Origin of the sequence: Telluribacter sp., from assembly GCF_035998675.1 — a bacterium.
Lineage (GTDB): Bacteria > Bacteroidota > Bacteroidia > Cytophagales > Spirosomataceae > Telluribacter.
The window spans coordinates 446,776-463,617 of the sequence record NZ_DASYHI010000020.1 but is presented as its reverse complement, the minus strand read 5'-3'; the positions used below and the strand labels follow the sequence as shown (position 1 = coordinate 463,617).

The window sequence follows — 16,842 nt, the reverse complement described above, 5'->3', positions numbered from 1 at the left end:
GCAGGGATACTGGATCTTCTCCCCCTTCATCGGTTAGCGGGGGAGTTGCTCCTGAATCATGAAGTTGTTTTCTAGTAGTACATTGCCGGGGTGATTTTTTATGATGTTTTGGTAAATAAATTCAATATCGTTCTGGTGGCCCTGATAGATTACCTCTCCATTCAGGTTGATATCCGCGTCGTAGTAGCCGGTCAATCGGTAGAAGGGGAGTTGTAGCTGGTTGGCGGGGGCTCCCATAATTTGGTTACCGATTCGCACCACGTCATTGGCGGTGCCCTGGTAGCCTATTTCGTGGTCGTGCTGGGCATTGCCAGCCCATAGCGCCCGGCCCTGAACTACCTCCACCTGCGGCTGATGAATAGGATTGGAAGGTACTTTGACGTACGTGGCCGTGGCAGGCTTCCGGAAATCAATTAGGGTTGAAGTACTTGTGAGCGGCAGGGCCGCGGCCGTCATGACCCCGAGGTGGTTGCGGTGCCGCACCGTAATGTAGTAGGCCGTGCCAGTGGGAGCAATGACTTCCAGGGGCGATTCCCCATCAAGTTCAACGATATCTCCGTCGCGCTGAAGAAGGGCCGACTGGCTCTTTACTACCTGGGTCGGATCGGCAGCATTACGAAGCTCAACAAAAACCCAGTCAACTATGGCGTCTTTTCCGGTTATAGTCAACACCACCGGGTCAAGAGCTGCGGCCGTCATAGTAGCACCCCAACTGGCGTAGGGCGAGGCAAGCGGCAGTAAGCCTTTGGCACGAAGGTCGTCTCGCATGAGGGAGTCAACGGTCGTATTGGCCGGCCCATCGGGGTAGGTAATCCCGTACAAGGCGCCCTGCAGGTATACCTGCGGCTGGTACCTCAAAGGGGCTTCCATGTTCACTAATACCAGGGCCGTATCGCACACCAACTCATTCAACTTATCACAAACCTGATATATTAGCGTATCCATACCGAACTCAGTCAGGCCCGCTACGTAGGTTATTTCACTGGTCGCAGCATTTATGGTTACGGTACCTTTAGTGGGTTGTTGGGTAATGGTAATGTTTACAAGGGCCGGGTCAATAGGGCTGGCGCCGTTGAGGGTGTCATTGGCCAGGATAGGATAACTGATGCTGTCACCCAATACGAGAGTTCCGAGGTTATCGTAGGTCGCGGCTACAAAAGAACCGAAGAAGTAAACCGGAGTAGGTACTTCCTCGTCGGGTACTTCGTCCTCATTCGGGTCCGGGTCGGTACCATCGGTGGAGGTATCGGTCGTATCGCCTCCCAGGGGACCTTTACCCTCGGCGGTGGCCCGGTTATTCAGTACGGTGGTGGCACCGGGCGTCACCACGAAGCTGACAAACACGGAGTCTACGGCCCCAACGGCAGACATTTGGCCAGCAACCAGAATATTGGAAGCAGCAGTACCGTCCCAGGCCTCGTTGGCAAACAGACTACCTTCAATGGCGGTAAATTCAGTTGGCGAAACCGTACCAAACTGTGAAACGATATCGTCGTGCAGTGTTAAGTCCGAAAGGTCAACATCACCGTGGTTCTGCAGGACAAATCGAAGGGTAACTTTTTTCTTTCCATTTTCCTGGTCTTCCACACTCACGACACTTTTAGCCAGACCAATCTTTGGATTTTCGAAGAAGGTAGTTATGGTGGGAGTATTGTCATCGGAAGTCAGGCCATTTTCGTTGGGGTCTACCTCGGTACCGTCTTCCGAGTAGTCAATCACAAAGGTTCCACCCGGACTCATGGCGGTACCAATGGCTGAGTTTTCGAAAGGACCGCCCAATTTGCCGGGGGCCAGGGTCACGGTGACCTGCATCAGGGCAAATTCACCAGCCATTAAACTGCCGGTCCCGGTAAGCAGGGTAGGCTTTGCGCTGGTACCGTCGTAGGTTGGGTCGGTGGCAAGTACCGTGCTGGAGGGCTGTTGGGTAATGCCAAACGAGTTCACCACGAAAGAATCCACTCCCTCAAATGTTTCGCTTAGGTTCTCTACTACCTGCACGCTGCTCAGAGGTACATCGCCGGTATTCTCCGCCCTGATTTCGTAGGTAAGGGTATAGGTGTTATTTCCGTTGGCAAGGGGAGTACCTGTTACCCGTTTGGCCAGCCCTATCTGGGGCGCTTCGGTAAAGGTGAGCGGCGTTTCGGTGCTGTTGTTACCGGGATTGCCATCATCATCGGGGTCTACTTCTGGACCGTCTTCCGATACATCGGTCACGGTTACGCCGCCCGGTGACACACCACTGCCGAAAGCCGAATTGGTATAAACACCCAGTTTGCTTCCGGGTGTTACCCGTACCGAAAGCGTAACCGTGCCGGTTTCGTTGAAGGCCAGCGAACTGGGCACCGCAAGGAGATTCAGGTCGGTGCTTCCGTTGTAAGAGCCATTGGCTGTTAAATTTTGAGAAGTACTGACTCCCGTTACTACGTAGTCGGTTGCGCCCGAGAAGGCAGCGGCCAGATCATCGGTAATCTGTACCCCGGTTAATGGTACGTTGCCCATGTTCCGGACCCGCAGGGTAAAGGAAACGGCGTAGCTGCCATCGCGGTTATTAGTACTACTTCCTACTTCTTTGGCTACCCCCAACAACGGAGTTTCGGTAAAGCTGACCGGGGTAGGTTCATCGTTATCACCGGGACCGTCGTTTTCGGGGTCCACATCAATACCATCCGTCGAAAGGTCTTCTACCTGAGTACCAAACTGGCTGGTTCCGCGGGCGGTGGCACTGTTCAGGTAAGGTCCCAGGTTGGTGCCGGGGGTGGCCTTTATTGTTAACAGCAAGGTACCTTGTTCCCCTACTTCCAGCAGGTCAGTACCGGCTAATAAATTTTTATTCGTAGTACCGGTATAGGCCGTATTTACCGCCAGGTTTTCACTCAGGATGCTCTCCACAACAAAGGTACTGGAGCCAAACGTAGCAGTCAGGTCATCGGTAATCTGGATGTTTTTCAGGTCTACATCCCCGGTGTTTTCAACGGTAAACCGGTAGGTGAACGTAAAGGTACCGTCATTGTTGGAAACGGGTGCGGCTACCAGCTGCTTGGCCAGACCTATGCCCGGATTTTCGGGAAATGAAATAGGAGTTTCCTCATCGTCATTCTCGGGGTCGCCATCTTTATCCGGGTCAGGGCTGGTACCATCCTGTGAGCGGTCGGTGGTGGGCGTTCCACCCGGACCGTTGGCCGTTCCCGTGGCGAAATTAGTATAGGGACCCGCACCGTCCGGCGTTACGGTCAGGCTGAGGGTAACGGTTTTTATTTCATTAACCAGCAACTCGTCTGCACCGGCCAGCAAATTCTGGATACTGGTACCATTAAAATCAGCGTTAACCGTCAGACCCGAACTGGCGGCCAGATTTGTTACCGCAACGGGCGCGCCCCCGAAGGTCGTAGTCAGGTTGTCGGTCAGCTGCAGGTTTTTCAGGGGTACATTCCCCATGTTCTGCAGGGTGAAAGTAAAGGTCAAATTGTAAGAGCCGTCGCCGTTGTTGACCGGGGCACTGGTCAGAGCCTTGGCTACCCCCAGGAGCGGGGCTTCGGTAAAAGTTACCGGGGTGGCTACGTCGTTGTTGGTGGGGTTGCCGTCGGTATCGGGGTCGGTAGAGGTACCATTCTGAGAATTATCTGTTACCGAAAGTCCGTTGGTGTCCTGACCCTGGCCGGTGGCGGTATTAGTATACACGCCAAGTACCGCTCCTGGGGTAACCGTTACGGTAAACTCTACAATACCTGACTCCGCTACCACGAGGCTTTGGGAAGCGCCCAGCAGATTTTTATCAGAGTTACCGTTGAAGAAAGGATTTACTACAAATTTACCACTCGCTACATTGTTCACGGCAAAGGCCGCGCCCTGGAACGTAGCGGTGAGGTCTTCCACCACCTGTACTCCGGATAGGTTTATGCTCCCTTTATTCTCTACCTTAATTTGATAGGTAAGGGTGTAGGAGCCGTCGCGGTTATTGACCGGGGCGCTGCTGATGGTTTTAGCAACACCAATGCAAAGGTTTTCGACGGTGAAGGTAGTTACTGTTTTACAACCGGCGGCGTCAGTGATGGCAACCGCGTACTGGCCGGTAGTCAGGCCCGTAAGATCCTCGGTAGTGGAGCCGTTGGTCCAGGCGTAGGTATAGGGACCGGTACCTCCCGAAACGCTGATATTGACAGCACCCTGATTGGGCAGACTGCAAACGGCGTTGGTAACAAGACCCGTAACGACCAGGGCGACGGGTTCGGTGATAGTAGCGGAGGAAGTAGCCGTACAGCCATTGGCATCGGTTACGGTAACCGAATAGGTACCTGCCGCCAGTGAACTCAGGTCCTGGGTGGTGGAGCCGTTTGACCAGAGGTAAGTATAAGGAGCCGTACCACCCGTTACGGTCAGGTCAATGGTGCCATTACTGGCTCCGTTACAGGTTGAGTTAACGGAAGTCCTGGTTAGGGTTAACGCACCGGCGGGCTGACCTACGCTAATGCTACCGGTTGCAGTAGCTCCCGCATTGTCCGTAACAGTAACCGAATAGGTACCGGCGATAAGGCCGGATAAATCCTGCGAAGTACCTACCACTGTACCCGAACGGGTCCAGCTATAAGTATAGGGCTTGGTTCCGCCAATTACTTCCAGCTCAATTTTTCCGGTACTACCCCCAAAACAAAGTACATCCGTTTTGGATAGGGAGCTGATAGCCAACGGACCACCTACCCGGTCGACGGTAAAAATCATTTCCTTGCTGCAACCCGCGGCGTCGGTAACCACTACGGTATAAGTACCTCCCAGTAAACCGCTCTGGTCTTTGGTGGTAGAACCATTGGACCACAGGTAGGTATAGCCGGGGGTACTACCGCTTACGGTAAGACTTATGGATCCGTTAGAAGCGCCGTGGGGGTTTTCATTGGTGACTGCTCCGCTGATACTCAAAGCTGAGGCGGGTTGGGTAATGGTAGTACTACCGGTAGTGGTACAGCCATACTTGTCGGTAACGGTAACCGTATAGGTACCGGGGGCTAGTCCGCCCGGGTCCTCTACCGAAGCGCCATTGGACCAGGCGTAGGAATAGGGGCCAATGCCTCCGGTCACGCTGAGGTTTATGGAACCATTACTTACCCCAAAGCAGGTAGCATTGGCAGGTACCAGCGAAAGCTGGAGGGTATTGACCACCACCTGCACACACTGCTGGGCACTTTCACCGCATTCGTTCACCGACTTTACGCAAACATTATAAGGGCCTGGTACCACGGCGGACCAGTCAACCAGAATTTCATTGGTATTGGCACCGCTGACAATCACAGCGCCCGCTGGTAAACCCCAGGTATAGCTGACTGCATCCTGGATGGCCGGAACCTTCAATGTACTGGGACCGGAAGTACAGACGTACACGGCAAAGTCAACCTGAACGGATACGGTAGCGACAGAACACTGGGCAGGAGACGGGCAGCCGTTGTCACATACCTGATAGGTAAATTCATCTACTCCGGTAAAGCCGGGGCTTGGGGTGTAGGTGATGGTTCCGTCCGCATTCACTATTACGGTTCCAAAGGAAGGCTGCGCAACGATAGTGGGTGCTTGCAGGGTACCATCGGCGTCGCTGTCATTGGACAGTACCGGTATGACAACCGGCAGTTCAGAGGTGGTACTTGCCAGGTCGTTGGTGGCGACGGGGGCGTTATTCACCGTAGAATAAAGCACCGCCACGGTGGCGTCATCGGTATAGCCGGCGTTGTCGGTAAGGCGGTATACAACCGTCAGGGTTTCGTTTTCGGCCACTCCGACCGGGGTAAACTGAATGGTGTTGTCGGGGTTAACGGCTACGGTGGCTTTACCGGCCGCAGGAGCCGATAGAATGGTAACGGTGTATGAATTGGCATGAGCCGACAGAAAACCTGCCGCATCGGGGTCAGTATCGTTAGCTAGTACATGTATGGCCGCAGCCCCCTGGACACAGGCCTGGTCGTCGTTGACTACGGGAGGTTCCTCAATAGTGATATCAAGGGGGCTACTGACAGCCGAAACCGTGTTTCCGATATTATCGGTAGCATTATCAACCTGAGCAATATTTCGGGCCGGGTCATAGTTGCCAATTACCTTAAAGGTTACGGTAATATTCTGAGTAGCACCCGAAGCCAAAGTTCCCAGGTTGTTCCAGGTAATGGTACCACCCGAGACATTAGTAGGCGTTACGGAGGCACTGACGTACTGTAAACAGGAATTGTAATAAATGTCTTTTAATGGCAGCGTCGTAATACTGGTAGCACCCGTATTGGCAATGGCAATATTGTAGGTTATAGTACTATTGATTGTGTAGGGACCTGATGCGGGCGAAGTTATGGTTTTGGTAACCGATAGAGAGGGGGCTACCACCGTGAAGCTTTTTGAAGATACATGGGTAACGGTACCTTCGGTCCCTTCTTTGGCCGTACCCTGCAGGGTATAGGTACCGGCCTGGGTGGGCGTCCAGGCGTACTCGTATATTTTGGTACATCCCACCGAGGTCACATAGGGGACAGCGACGGTGGTTGACCCGCCACCCGAACGGCTAATCAGCAGGTCCAGGCCGTTAATATCATATTCACCAAATGGGTCACTCACTACCGACCTGATGTAAACGGTATTACCAACGGTGCGTTGTGTAACTACCGAGCCCCCGGAGGCATAGGCAGCATTGTAGCCGTCAAGGCTATTAATGTTTATATAAGTAGTAGTGGGAATATCTATTTTTGATATTGTGGTGGAAGCATCGTAGTTCACGACTACATTGGCACTGGTGTAGTCATTGGACAGCTCCAGAACTATTGCCTGCCCGGCTGGTACCGTAACGGGAGCTGCCAGCGTATAAGTTGCTGTAATTATACCGGTATTACCAGCTCCGGCCGTCCAGGTCGCGGTATTACTGGTAGCGATAGTGGTTGTGCCGTATCGAAGTGCAGTAATAAAGGGGAAAGAACTAGTGGTACTGATTGGGGAGGAGGAAGTAGCATGAGCCGTAACTACGATGTTTTGCCCGGATGGAATACTAAAACTACTGCAGAGAGCTGGCGACAAGGTAAAAGAAGCATCCGTAGAGGCACCTTTCACCGCCACCCCAATCTGCGCCCAGGCCTGACTTGGCCCTCCCGAAATATTCCAGGACATACTAGTTGAACCAGCGGTAGCTCCTTTGTAACTGGACAAGGCACCGATGCTATTGGTGCTGCTGTTGAAAATGGTTGTCTGACCTCCACTGCTGGCATTGTTCTTGGCGCGTGTACCCACAACGTCTACCACAATATCACCCAGCGCTGATGGCGCCGCTACCGAAGCCGGTGTGGTAGTACCGGTGCCCGTAACATTGGTGCCAAAAGGGGCCGTCACGTCTACATTATCAAACATAGCAACCCCCACCACCGCTTCCAGGGTCTGTCCGGCTGGCCAGGATATGGTAACCAAAGCTGCTGTAGTGGAGGGATTAATCAGGTACCACAATTCCGCTTTGGCGTCCGTTCCCGTAACAACCTGATTCAATTTTGTAAGGGCGGTACCCCCGAACGTGACTCCGGTTACGGCATTACTTGCTCCGGGGGTGGAGGCAATACTGACCAGTAGCAGCCGATTGGAACCCGTAGGTGCAAAGGTAGAACTACTGGAGAGAGAGCCAGTAGATGAGCCACTATTACTGGTCTGAAAGGTGCCGCTGCCGGTAACAACCGCAGTTTGTTTGGTCAGGGATATAGTGGAAGTTACCGTACTACCGGTTGGTACGGTCCGGTTTAGGATATTACCGCTTTTCAGATAAAGCTGCTTGGTAACGGTTTGAGCCAGTAAGGGGCGGGAAAAACCAAATAAAATTACCAGCAGAACCACCGCCTGGGCTACCTTCCTGTATACAGGTATAGGCTGGAGCCAGTAGGTAGTTTGTAAAAGTTTCTTCATTCGATTCTGTACAGTTAACATCTTCATGAGGGTGAGTGAATTGGCCCTGCGTTTATTAGTTTTTCAGAATAAGGCTGGGCGTGGCGGGGGCTTCCCGGGGAGTAGCCGAAAGGCAGGCCGGCGCGCTGGTGCATCCTACGTTGTCGGCCACTACACAAATCTGTCCGGGCGAAGTAGTTGTCCAGCTCACCGCAATGCTGGAAGTACCTTGTCCGCTTACCAGGGTGGCGTTGGCAGGTACCGTCCAGGTATACTGAAGATTTGGTACCGCAGTCACTGAGTAGACGGTACTTTCCCCGACGCACGGTTTTGTGTCACTGGTAGTAATAGTACCCGGACTGGCCGGGGTACAGTCTGAGTCCTGACAGTCGGTGAGTCCGTTGCCGTTGTTGTCAATGCCGTCGTTACAGATTTCGGGCTCCCAGATCTGGGTAGTAGCGGTCCCGGTGCAGCCGTTCTGGTCGGTGATGGTCACGGTGTAGCTGTTGCGGCTGAGGCCCGAGAGATTCTCGGTGGTAGCCGCGTTGGACCAGAGGTAGGTGTAGCCCGGCGTTCCGCCACTGGCCGTCAGGTTAGCAGTACCGGTGGCCACCAGGGGGCTGGGGTCGGTATCGTCGGTTTTAGCTATGGTACCCGTTATGGCCGCTGGCTGCGCCACAACTACCGGCTGAGACTGCTTGCAGCCATCGGCATCGGTTACGGTAACGGTGTAGGTGCCCGCTCCGATTTTAGAGATGTCTTCGGTGGTATTTCCGTTGGACCAAAGAAAAGTCAGCGGGGTTTTGCCGGTTGTGCTAATGTCAATAGCTCCGTTTTTTAGACCGAAGCAGGTGGCCGAAGTACTCGAGTGGGTAATAGTCGTAGAAACCCGCGCTGCCACTGTGGCCGAAGCCGTGGTAGTACAGTTGTTGCCATCGGTTATGGTAGCCGAATAGGTATCGGGTACCAGTCCGGTGATGTTTTTGGTGGTAGCCCCATTGGACCAAAGGTAGGTGTACGGGGCCGTGCCACCCGTTACGTTCAGGGTTACTGCGCCGTCATTGCCATTGCAGGCCACTTTGGTAGTTGTAGTGGGAGTATTTAAAAAAGGTTTGGTAGGGTCATACGAAACAGAGATACTTCTCTTCTGATTATGACAGCCGGTAGGTAGTGTGACGTCCAGCGTATAGGTACCGGGCTTACTCACCTGAATTGTCCTCTGGTTGGGGTCAGTATCAATTTTGCCATTTATTGTAGTCCAGGCGTATCCTACGTCCTTCCTGTCAATATCAGTAGAGAGGGTGGTGGTCGGGTTCAGGCAGGAGAGCAGTGGATTACCCAGTATGGTAGGATCCACATTGGGCTGCCCCCATTTGTAGGGGCCCGAAAAGTCTTTGAGCTGGGCGGTGAAAGAAGAGGACGCCCGCGTTTTGATTATAAAGGTGTGCAACGGGAAAAGACAAGGGTCTAGTCCGGAAAGAGAGGCGTGGTCCATCCCAAAGGCGGTTAGGTTAATACCCACCTCGGCCACCGAGTAGTCAAGGTAGCTGGTACCCCAGGTATTGGATTTGGTACCTTTGGTACCCCAGGGAGGAGCGGCCGGATTTTGTCCGCTCTGGTTAACCAGGCCAACGGCATCGGTATTTCCGGGCAGGGGATTGATAGTGGCATAGCCAAAAGGAGAGCCGGTAAACGCCCCGTCGAAACTACTGCCCCAGGTAAAGGTTTTGGGAGTAATAGAGTTGTAGGCGGTCCGGCTCACCCACACCCGTACTTCAATGGTGGGGGTTGAGCCACCGCCGGTGAGGGCTACGTTGAAGATAAAGTCTCCTACCTTGGTAATGTTGCCCTGGGCATCAAATTGAAAAGCGGTATGTCCCAAATCAGCCCCTCCTGACGTAAATCCACTGCCGGGGGTGTAGGAAATACTCTTGGCAAAAAATTCAAAATCCATGTAGGCGTCACCACCGGGCTCGGCCCGGTTGATTATACCAAAAAACCAGAGATTATTTTTTGCATTGGCCGGATCGGTATCAATATCCCGCACCATGTGCCCGGCCACGTCTAATAAGTCATTTTTGCCGAGCACGTTGGAAGAGCCGGGACTCCAGATAGCCGGGTCCTCGCCATTTTTACTCGCCGTGGTATAGGAAGTTTGATCAGTTCCGCCGGTACCCCCAAAATGGTCGCGGGCCCAAACCCCATCAATTAGTATCTGACTTTTAGTACCTGCCACGTCTACAAAACTGCTCAGGTTTCCCTTCATCCGGCGTTCGTAGGTGGGGTTCGCCGAGGTTTGAAGCAGAGTTTTGATTGAATCAGGATACAGTTCCCTGATGAGACCCCTTCCGGAAGGCCCGTTGAACCAGTCGTTGGTGCCCGCTGCCGGGCTGCCGAGACCAAACTCCACGGTACCGGAATATAAGCCGGCATCGACCCCAAAATTGGCTTTTACCGCCCCCGTCGAGAGTATCTGCGCCCGTGATACAGAAGCTGTAAAAAACAGAAGCGCACCGGCGAGCAGGAGGGTAGTTTTATGGAAAATCAGAGAGTAAAATTTTTTCATGAGGGAGGACTTACGGGTCACGGTAAACGGTATTATATATAGAAAAAGAAGTAGGTACTTTCCTTTTGGACAATGCCTCAGGGCGGTCCGGGCCAGGGATATTTTTGGGAATGGAGTTGAGTGTTGACAGAAGCAGTCGGCGTAGAGGCTTCTTTATCAAAACTTTGCAAGGCAAACGGGCGGCGGTTGTGTGTGTATTTGACCATGAAAATCAGGTATTAACTACGTGATTGCGTACGTACTACTACGTGATTGGCAACTACCGTGCCGATTTTTAAGAAATTATTTAAAAAGTATCCACAGATGGTTTAGGAGCAGAAAACCTGGAGGAGAGAAGGTGCTTTCAGGGGGAAAAGAAGAATTAATGTGAGCGGGAGGTACTTGGAAAGTAAGAAACGCTGAGTAGGGGAGGCTATACGCAGGTAAAAGGCTTTGTTTTTAAGACTTGGAATGATTTTTTACTTTTTAGAATATAGTTTCACTCAAACTCATACAAATCATGAAAGCTTATCTGAATCTATTGATAATTCTGCTTCTTTCCCTGGGCTTAACCAGCTGTGATTTCATCGGCACGATCTTCAAGGGGGGCGTTTGGGTTGGTGCCATTATGGTAATTTTGGTCATTGTGGTGGTAATATGGCTTTTTGCAAAGCTCATGAGCGGAAGGCGATAAACGGAGAGAGGTACCCGAAGTATAGGAGCTATCCTGCCAACAAAAAAGCTCCCCGGTCCGGGGAGCTTTTTTGTTGGGGTTAGGAAGCAACTATAAGGCATCAGCCAATGGCTTCATTAATATCGGGTAGTGTACCAAAACGCTGTAAGGTAGCTACGTGCGAACGGAAGGCTGCCGTAAAGGATTCATTTTCCATATAAACCAGCCCATATTCTTCGGCGGTCTGTTTTACAATGGGAGCTATGTCGGGGTAGTGTACATGACAGATGCGCGGGAAAAGGTGATGTTCGATCTGAAAGTTCAGTCCACCAACGTACCAGGAAAGCCATTTGTTATGACGGGCAAAATTGACCGTAGTTTGTAATTGGTGAATTGCCCAGTCGTTTTCAATCACACCATGTTCGTTAGCCACCGGATGCGCGGTACCTTCTACCGTATGGGCCAACTGAAATACCACCGTAAGTACCATTCCGGCGGTGAAGTGCATCAGCAGAAAACCGGGGAGAATATAGGAAAACGGAATGTTGAAATAAATTACAGGTACTCCAAAAAGAACCAGGAAGTAAACCACCTTCATTACTATCATCTTTACGAGTAAAAGCTGGTTTTCGGTTTTGGTTTGGGTATTTACTCCGGAGCGGATAAAAGATACAAACTGGACAAAGTCCTTGAGCAGCACCCAGTAAAGGGTTAAGATTCCGTAAAAGAAAAAAGCGTAGATCCACTGAAATTTATGGATAAAACGGGTAACCGTGTGCGGGGACAAACGTACTACTACCCGGTCCTGAATATCTTCGTCCATGGGTACCACATTGGTGTAGGTATGGTGCAGAATGTTGTGCTGCAGCTTCCAGTTAAGTACTCCTCCCCCTGCCAGGTTCAGTGTACAACCCATGAGGTCATTAATGCGGGGATTCGAAGAATAGGCACCGTGGTTGGCGTCGTGCATCACGCTCATTCCGATGCCGGCTACCCCCAGGCCCATCACAACCCATAACAGCAGACTAAGCGCAAAAGGGGGCTGAAATAAAAGAATAAAAACAAAGGGCAGAATATAAGCGGCTAACATGACCACCGATTTCAGGACCATCGTACCGTTGGCGTGCCGGGAAATATTTTTTTCAATAAAATGTTGATCGACGCGTTTCCGTAGGGTATGGAAGAACTGATTTTTGTCTTTGTTAACAAATTTAACTTTTCCTTTAAGTTTCATTGAAGGGATCGGTTGCTCTTTAGTTCTTTAGTACTGAGGCAGAAGACAAATAGAAGAACCAACTTTAAAAATTAGATCAACCTACCTGAAAGCCAATTTCAAAGTTAACGAAAAATAGTTTAGTCTGGTATCAAACAAATAAAATGGAGTAACTTCCGAAGTTGGACAGGTGACACTTCTTTAGAAAAAAGAAAAAAAATAGCGATTGAACTTGTGTATCTAAAATCTGTACAACATCTTTGCACTCCGTTAGCGGTAATAGGCACGAAGGGGGATTAGCTCAGTTGGCTAGAGCGCTTGCATGGCATGCAAGAGGTCATCGGTTCGAATCCGATATTCTCCACAGAAACCTCCAAATTTTAAAAATTTGGAGGTTTTTTTTATTAATTGCCACCAGAGTGCCACCTAAAATCGCTTTATCTTAACCTAAATTGCTACCCCACTGATTTCTCATCTTTGCCCGAAAGAGAATGTCTAAACTCATTCGGCGTCATGCCATAGTACTTCTTGAACAGTTTATTCAGGTGGCTTCCGTCCGTAAAGCCAAATTCGTAGGTTATCTGTGACACGCTCAGACTGCTGTACAGCAGGCGATTCTCAATAAGTTTGAGCTTGTACTTCAGAATATACTGTTGTAACGACTCGCCGGTCTGGGTTTTAAACAGGGCGCTCAGGTAGCTGGCCGAGTAGTTGAATCTGCCAACCAGGTGCTCGATCCGGAGCTGTTCGGGCTCCCGGATATGCTGCCTTACGTAAAGTACTATATCTTCAATCAGCTTAGCGCTTTTAATATCCTTTCGTTTGACCAGGTCTTCCCTGACGCCGTTTCGGGCCAGAATGCCCAATATAGCTTTCATAATGCCATTCATAATCAGGTCGTAGGAGCCTTCTTCCCGGTGGGTGTATTCGTGGATAAGTACCGTAAGCAGGTGTTCGAGTAAAGTCTTTTCCTGCCGATCAGCAACCAGGGAGCCACACGACTGATAGGGCGAATTCAGGAGGGACTCAACGGTGCGTATCCAGTTCGGTGATTTGGGTTGGGTATGGTCTTCCAGAAAAACTTCGGTAAACCGGATGTAGCAAAACTCGGTAAGCTCCGCAATTTCGAAATAGTGGTAGTCTTCCGGCCCCAGCAGGAAAACATCTCCCGCTGAATAGTGGAAGCTGTTGTCGTTTATACAATGATTACCCCGTCCGCTGCGGATGAAAATGATTTCAAAATAGCTGTGATTATGGACCGGATGCGGCCACTCACTGGCCTCAAACGTGTAGATATTGAATGGCTCGTACTGGATATAACGCTTCATATAGTGTATTTACCGATAAATAGTAGATTTATACAATAAGCATTGTACTTACCTTCTCTACTTTTGGCGTACCAATCTTTCAGCAGAAAGTTGAACGCTCAATCCAGTGTAACAGCTAACCATTTGTGTATTATGAAAAAGCCAATCTTACTACTTCTCTCGTTTTTGGTACTTACGGTCCTGTCCGCCGGGTTTTCCGGGAGCGAACAGCCCAGCCCGGTTAGTACCTGGCAAAGCTTATTCAACGGCAAAAACCTCCGGGGCTGGGGTACTTATCTTTTACCATCCAGAGCCGCCGCCGACCAGACCCCCATTGGCCTGAATAAAGATCCCCACGGGGTATTCAAAGTAGAAAACGGCATGATACGGGTATCCGGTCAGGACTGGGGCGGGGTATTTACCGAGCAGTCTTACGGCAACTACCACCTGCGGTACCAGGTGAAGTTTGGTAAAGAAAAATGGGCACCCCGCCAAAACGCCGTGGCCGACGGCGGACTGCTGTTTCATTGTTCGCTGCCCTACGACTACGGCTCCAAGTGTTGGATGCGCTCCATTGAAATGCAGATTCAGGAAACTGATATCGGCGACTACCACAACGTAGGTGCCGGGGTACCGCAGCTGGCTTTTTCGCCCGCCAAAGATGATGCCGATGAGGTAAACCAGTATGATCCCTTGGCACCCCTCCAGCCTACCGACAAGCGCGTTTTCCGGTCGGGAAATTTTGAAAGTGCCCCTGACCAGTGGACGACCGGTGAGCTGGTAGCACGGGGTGCCGACGCAGTATTTATTGTCAATGGTTTTGTGGTCAATCGACTGTATAATATTTACCGGGCCGACCTGCAGGAACAAACCACCGGGGGGCAGATTCAGTTTCAGAGCGAGGGTGCGGAGCATTTCCTGCGAAACATTGAACTGCGACCAGTCAATTTTGTCCAGGTGGGTCGTCCTAAATTGGTAAGTACCCGGCAGGACGTAAAGGTTTCGGAAAAGGAAATTCAGACCCTGGAAATACAAAACCAGGGAGAAGCTGTCGAACTAATTGCGGCCGAACTGATAGGTAAGGAACTGGAGCAATTTTCGGTAAAGCTGCCTGCTTTTCCGCTCGTACTAAAAAAGGGTGAAAAATTAAAGATTCCCGTGTCGGCTAAGGCTGGAAGTAAAGTGGGTAACAAAGTAAAGTTCAGGCTGGAAACAGTACTGGGTCCGGTACCCGATTTTGCCGTCAATTTACAGGTACAGTAGGCTTTATAAACGAGCGGAGGGTACTGTAAACCAGTATCCTCCGCTTTATATTATGGTAAAAGCCCCTTTTTAGTACCTGCGAACCTACGCCTCAGTCAGCAACTCCCTTAGGCGACTAATGGCAATGGGTTTGATGATGTATTCGGAAATTTCGCTGTATGTTTTAGCTCTTTCCAGATCCTGCGGGTTAATGGATGAACTTACCATGTAAATGACAATATTTTTATGGATACTGTCTTTTAACTTTATAAACTCATCCAGGAAATCCCAGCCGTTCATAATGGGCATGTTTATATCCAGAAAAATAATTTCCGGCAAGGCGCCCTTATCAGTAATATTATCAGCAATGTACCTTATTGCTTTTTCTCCGTTCTCAAATACCATTACATTATCGCACAGCTTGTAGGTCTGGATGATTTTGGTCAAACCAAAAACATAGATCCGGCTGTCATCAATAATGTAGGCGGTTTCAATCCTTTTCATAAAAAAGTAATTTTAAAAGTAGAACCCAGGCCGGGTTCGCTGCTGACTTCAATTTTTCCACCCATTGCTTCTACCTGATTCCTGGTTAGGTACAATCCGATGCCCCTGGCTTCCGGGTTTCCGTGAAAGGTTTTGTACATACCAAATAAATCAGATGCGTACCTCGAGAGGTCAATACCACTGCCGTTGTCGGAAACAAGAAGTACAGGTTTATTGTGTTCCAGAAATGATCTTAGGGTGATAATGGGCGCGCGCCCGGGCTGCCGGTACCTGATGGCGTTGGAAACCAGATTTATCAGGATACTTTCCAGGTACTTTGGGTGGCCTTCCACTTCCGGACATTCGTGTGCATCGTGTACTAGCAGTACGTCATGCTCCTCAATCTCCTTTTGCAAAGCTTTTTCCGTCACCTTAATATAGTCGGCCAGGTTAAGTACCTGTTTATGCTGGTCAATATTATTTTGAACAAAAAGTACTTGGTTCAGGTGGACTATGGTTTGATTTAATTCTTCGGATATCTGGTCAATGTGGTTGATAATGGCCGCTCTGTCCTCACTGCTATCGGTGATTTTCATTACTTCCAGCATCATTTGCAGATTACTGGTATGAGACCGCAGATTATGGGAGACAATATGGGCAAAATCCAGCATGCGGTTATTCTGACAGGAAATAACCCGAAGCGAATCTTCCAGCTGTATCTCCCTTTTTTTCTGTTCATTAATATCCTGAAAAGTACCCATCAGCCCCACGACCTTTCCTTCCGGGTTAAGAATAGGCTTACCCGCCACCCTGACCCATATCCGGTTATTTCTGGCCGTCAAGAGTTGTAATTCAAGGTCAAAGGGTATTCTGAATTCCAACGCCAAGGTTAGTTTTTCCCGGATAACCTGCCGTGACTCCTCGGTATAATACTGAATGGCTTCCTCAATTCGTATGTTGCCCCCGTGGGGTAGTTCATGAATATCGTATACCGTTTTTGACCAGCGTACTTCGTCGCTACCCAGGTTAAAATCCCAGCCCCCGACTTTGGCCATTCGCTCGGTTTCTTCCAAAAACCGCTTGCTGCGTTCCAATTCGTTGAGGTTCCGGATTTTCTGGTCAATATTAACCACCGACCCAATCATCCGGATGGGTTCTCCAAGGTCATCAAATTTGGCCTGTCCCGCGGTTTCAAACCATTGGTACCGGCCTTCTTTGTTTTTCAGCCGGATATTTATCCGGTAAGGTAGCTGCTTTCTCAGGTGAAGTTTCGTAATTTCTATTACCCTTTCCCGGTCGTCGGGATGAAGCAGTACGTTCAGAAAATTTTCGTTAGAAGCTTCCAGTTCAAGGTCGTCGTACCCCAGAAGTTCATAAAACCGGTTACTCCACCATTCCTGTCCTGACCTGATATCCCAGTCCCAAACACCGGCGTTGATACCCTGAATAAGCAGGGCAAGGGTTTCGGTCGCGGTATGCGAGCTTTTCGGGGAATTCATTA

General features: G+C 50.4%; 8 protein-coding genes and 1 tRNA gene. 2 read left to right on the top strand and 7 right to left on the bottom strand.

Features of this window, described 5'->3' with window-relative positions:
* Positions 1-33: 33 nt before the first annotated feature.
* The 4 genes from VGN67_RS16040 to VGN67_RS16025 all read right to left on the bottom strand — a co-directional run bounded on the left by VGN67_RS16040 (position 34) and on the right by VGN67_RS16025 (position 12,330).
* Positions 34-7,899 carry an Ig-like domain-containing protein gene (locus tag VGN67_RS16040; RefSeq protein WP_327487864.1) on the bottom strand — a complete coding sequence of 2,622 codons (7,866 nt, stop codon included), beginning with the start codon at positions 7,897-7,899 and terminating at the stop codon, positions 34-36.
* 55 nt (positions 7,900-7,954) lie between these two features.
* A complete protein-coding gene (locus tag VGN67_RS16035) occupies positions 7,955-10,444 on the bottom strand; it encodes a hypothetical protein (RefSeq protein ID WP_327487863.1) in 2,490 nt (829 codons plus the stop codon).
* Positions 10,445-10,521: 77 nt separating this feature from the next.
* Entirely contained in the window at positions 10,522-10,650 is a 129-nt protein-coding gene (locus tag VGN67_RS16030; RefSeq protein ID WP_327487862.1) for a hypothetical protein, read from the bottom strand.
* A gap of 567 nt (positions 10,651-11,217) precedes the next feature.
* Positions 11,218-12,330, bottom strand: a complete 1,113-nt coding sequence (locus VGN67_RS16025) for an acyl-CoA desaturase (protein WP_327487861.1) — start codon at positions 12,328-12,330, stop codon at positions 11,218-11,220.
* 269 nt (positions 12,331-12,599) lie between these two features.
* On the opposite strand from VGN67_RS16025, the gene VGN67_RS16020 reads away from it, so the two are divergent.
* A tRNA-Ala gene (locus VGN67_RS16020) sits at positions 12,600-12,673 on the top strand.
* A 91-nt stretch (positions 12,674-12,764) separates the two neighbouring features.
* Here VGN67_RS16020 and VGN67_RS16015 read toward each other — a convergent pair.
* The gene (locus VGN67_RS16015) at positions 12,765-13,637 is read right to left on the bottom strand and encodes an AraC family transcriptional regulator (protein ID WP_327487860.1); all 873 of its coding nucleotides are present in this window, start codon (positions 13,635-13,637) and stop codon (positions 12,765-12,767) included.
* A 132-nt stretch (positions 13,638-13,769) separates the two neighbouring features.
* Between VGN67_RS16015 and VGN67_RS16010 the strand changes: the two genes are divergently transcribed.
* On the top strand, positions 13,770-14,879 hold the full coding sequence (locus VGN67_RS16010) for a DUF1080 domain-containing protein (protein WP_327487859.1): 1,110 nt from the start codon (positions 13,770-13,772) through the stop codon (positions 14,877-14,879).
* Positions 14,880-14,963: 84 nt separating this feature from the next.
* Here VGN67_RS16010 and VGN67_RS16005 read toward each other — a convergent pair whose 3' ends face one another.
* Both VGN67_RS16005 and VGN67_RS16000 read right to left on the bottom strand, forming a co-directional pair.
* Positions 14,964-15,362 (bottom strand): response regulator, encoded by a 399-nt coding sequence (locus VGN67_RS16005; RefSeq protein WP_327487858.1) that lies wholly within the window; start codon positions 15,360-15,362, stop codon positions 14,964-14,966.
* Positions 15,359-16,840, bottom strand: a complete 1,482-nt coding sequence (locus VGN67_RS16000) for a sensor histidine kinase (RefSeq protein WP_327487857.1) — start codon at positions 16,838-16,840, stop codon at positions 15,359-15,361. Before VGN67_RS16000 ends, VGN67_RS16005 begins: the two co-directional genes overlap by 4 nt.
* Between the last annotated feature and the right edge of the window lie 2 nt (positions 16,841-16,842).